The following is a 3047-nucleotide window of genomic DNA, read 5'->3' as shown; positions in this document are numbered from 1 at the left end:
CCATCTTTTCCTATTTTAACACCATAGTTAGCCGCAACTTTCAATGAATTTCCGTCGTATTTTTTATCTTTACCATAAGTATTTCCATTTCCATCTTCATCCAATCTATAGCCTGGAGTATTAGGTGTTCCGGGTAAAAAATCACCTTGAGCTCTTGTGTCATATACACCATAGGAAACTGCACCAGTTAGTTCATTTACATTATCATTTAAAACAATATTTATAACACCAGCAATGGCATCTGAACCATATTGTGCAGCAGCACCATCTCGTAAAATTTCAATTCTTTTAATGGATGAAGCAGGAATAGCATTTAAATCGGTTCCAGTATTTCCTCTTCCTCTTGTTCCAAATAAATTAATTAAGGAAGATTGATGTCTTCTTTTACCATTAATAAGTACCAGTGTTTGGTCTGGACCCATTCCTCTTAAAGATGCAGGATCAACGTGATCTGCACCATCAGAACCAGATTGTTTACTAGCATTAAATGATGGAGCTACATATTGTAGCAGTTCATTAATTTCAATTTTTCCGCTTTGTGTTGTAACGCTTTTTACATCAATGACGTCTATTGGAACAGCAGAATTGACAACAGTTCTTTTAGAATTTCTTGAACCAACAACTTGAACTTCCTCTAGAACTTGTCCGCCACTCAATACAACATCTACTGTGGCAACATTAGCTGTACTTTTTTCTACAGTTTGATAACCAATATAGCTAAAAATTAATGTAGCACCTTCTTTAACTTTAATTTTAAAACCTCCATCTAAGTCGGTTGAGACTCCATTTGTAGTTCCTTTTTCAACAATGTTTACTCCAATAAGAGCTGCGCCACCGTCATCTTTTACAGTACCACTTACTTGCTTTTGGGCAAATGCGTTAGTAATGCAAATTAAAAATAGCAATAGTGTAATTTTTTTCATAAATGCGTTTGATTAGTTTATATTATCGGTGCAATATAATATTTTTATAGCTCAATATTAACATTTTTTTTAAATAAGTATCAACCAACTAATAAACAATTTTATATTTAATTTATACGTGTTTTATTTTGCTTTTTATTTTTATAAAATGCATGTTGTCAATTTGATATATTTTTTTTGCAAGGAAATTATTACTAAGTTTGTTTAAATTTTCAGGTTAATGAAAAAATTTTTTTTGCTTTTTTTATCCTTGTTTTCTTCAATAGTTTCTTCTCAAAACGTTGAAAAGTCTATTCTTTTAAAAGATTTTGAAACTAATTTGCCCATAGAAGATGCTTCAATATTGATTTTAAAATCAAAACAAATTTTATTAAGCAATGCCAATGGTGAAGCGACTTTTGTTTTAAATGGAATTTCAAACATACAAATAACGCATACATCTTACGTTGGAATCACTATTAGATCGTCAACTTTAAAAGAGAAAGAAAACATTGTTTTTTAAAAAAAAAATATTACCGATCTTGATGAAATAATAATTACAAAACAACATCCTCAAAAAATACTTAAATCTATAATTGAAAATTCAATAAATAAATTAACAATTCCCTCTAGATTGAAAGTATATTCAAGAGAATTTTTCAAACTTAATGGAACCTATTCCTATTATAATGATGGATTGATGAATTTTCAAATATCTGGTGCTCCAAGAAAAATAAATACAAATATTTTAGTTGAACAAAACAGATCGTTTGGCTTGCTTGATGAAAATGTAAATGCAGACTTACTAGGTTATAACTTAGATGATATAATGCAAAATTATTATAATTTTAAATATCTAAATCCTATTCTTGAGCCAAAAGCTAAAAAAGACTACGACTTTCTAATAAGAACTTACAGCGCTAACAAAGAGTATTATGTAATGACTATTATTCCTGCCGATAATGCCAAAGGTTTACTAGATGATTTTACAATTATTTATGATAAGAAAAAGAAAGTTATAATTGAAGTAGGCGCCAATATTTCACCTGCGGTACTTTCAAAAAACAAAGATAAAACTTCAATAGGATCTAAGAATATATATAAATCTATGTTTAAAACAATCTACAAATTTGATAATTCCAATTACTATTTGACAAGTTCTCGAGAAGAAATTGGTTTTGAAAGAATAGATAAAAAAGGCACTACAAATATTGAGGTCAGAAATTACTTTGTAATTACAAATTTCAGTGATCAAAATTTTTCGTTTAAAGAAAGTGATGTTTTTAAAGACAAAACTTTAATCAATAAAAAAAATACGATTCTAACCGATTATTGGAATACATCAGGATTAATTGCAACCGATGAAGAACAACAGATTATTAAAGACATCGAAGAAGAACATTAACTATAATTTTAATGAATAAAGTACCTTTTTTTATTGTGTTTTTTTTGATTTTGGTGTTTGTAAGTATTAAATATTACAACTTAAAAGAGTACACAATTTATGATGCTAAAATAATAGGATTTGAAAAAGTTAATGTGACTGTTGCTACTTCTACACATGGAGGTACAACAACTTACACTAAACTAACGCCTTGTGTAGAATATTACAAAAATTCTAAAGATACAATAAGATATTATGACGGAAAAAGAGTATTATATTCTTCATTTTATAAAAATGAAAAAGTTAAAGTACTTGAAGATAAAAATAATCAATACAATACTACTATTTTCTGCTTGTCTTATTATTGGTTAGAAGTTAGCGAAATCATTATGCTTGCTTTATTTGCCACAGTATTTATAGGATTTTATAAAGTGTTTTTAAAGAAAAAATAATTGCTTGGAGGCATTTACTTAATGAATTAATTCTTTCCAACTTTCAATTAATAAGATTATATTTGCAGACTTTTAAAAATAATAATCATATCGAAAGATACTGAACTAAATTCAGCATAAAATGAAAGCAGGAATTGTAGGATTACCAAACGTAGGAAAATCGACTTTATTTAATTGTTTATCTAATGCTAAAGCGCAAAGTGCTAACTTTCCATCTTTTCCTATTTTAACACCATAGTTAGCCGCAACTTTCAATGAATTTCCGTCGTATTTTTTATCTTTACCATAAGTATTTCCATTTCCATCTTC

At 28.1% G+C, this 3047-nt stretch carries 4 protein-coding genes and 1 pseudogene; 4 read left to right on the top strand and 1 reads right to left on the bottom strand.

Annotated features, from left to right (window positions below):
- The coding region (locus tag ACH2CG_RS15570) for a TonB-dependent receptor plug domain-containing protein (protein ID WP_395066847.1) at positions 1-923 on the bottom strand (923 nt) is incomplete at its 3' end.
- A gap of 220 nt (positions 924-1143) precedes the next feature.
- On the opposite strand from ACH2CG_RS15570, the gene ACH2CG_RS15565 reads away from it, so the two are divergent.
- From ACH2CG_RS15565 to ACH2CG_RS15550, 4 genes and pseudogenes are all read left to right on the top strand, one after another.
- Complete coding sequence (locus ACH2CG_RS15565; RefSeq protein ID WP_395066845.1) at positions 1144-1425, top strand: hypothetical protein; 282 nt, start codon at positions 1144-1146, stop codon at positions 1423-1425.
- Positions 1426-1536: 111 nt separating this feature from the next.
- Positions 1537-2307, top strand: a complete 771-nt coding sequence (locus tag ACH2CG_RS15560; RefSeq protein WP_395066843.1) for a hypothetical protein — start codon at positions 1537-1539, stop codon at positions 2305-2307.
- A gap of 11 nt (positions 2308-2318) precedes the next feature.
- On the top strand, positions 2319-2738 hold the full coding sequence (locus ACH2CG_RS15555) for a hypothetical protein (protein ID WP_395066841.1): 420 nt from the start codon (positions 2319-2321) through the stop codon (positions 2736-2738).
- A gap of 121 nt (positions 2739-2859) precedes the next feature.
- Positions 2860-2952: pseudogene (locus tag ACH2CG_RS15550) on the top strand (GTPase); the annotation flags it as partial.
- Positions 2953-3047: the final 95 nt, after the last annotated feature.

The sequence above is a fragment of the Flavobacterium sp. genome (assembly GCF_043778725.1).
Lineage (GTDB): Bacteria > Bacteroidota > Bacteroidia > Flavobacteriales > Flavobacteriaceae > Flavobacterium.
The sequence above is the reverse complement of the archived record's forward strand: the minus strand, read 5'-3'. Positions and strand labels throughout refer to the sequence as shown.

Coding starts and splice junctions, on each gene's coding strand:
- ACH2CG_RS15565 (WP_395066845.1), top strand. CDS start 1,144: ATGAAAAAATTTTTTTTGCTTTTTTTATCCTTGTTTTCTTCAATAGTT.
- ACH2CG_RS15555 (WP_395066841.1), top strand. CDS start 2,319: ATGAATAAAGTACCTTTTTTTATTGTGTTTTTTTTGATTTTGGTGTTT.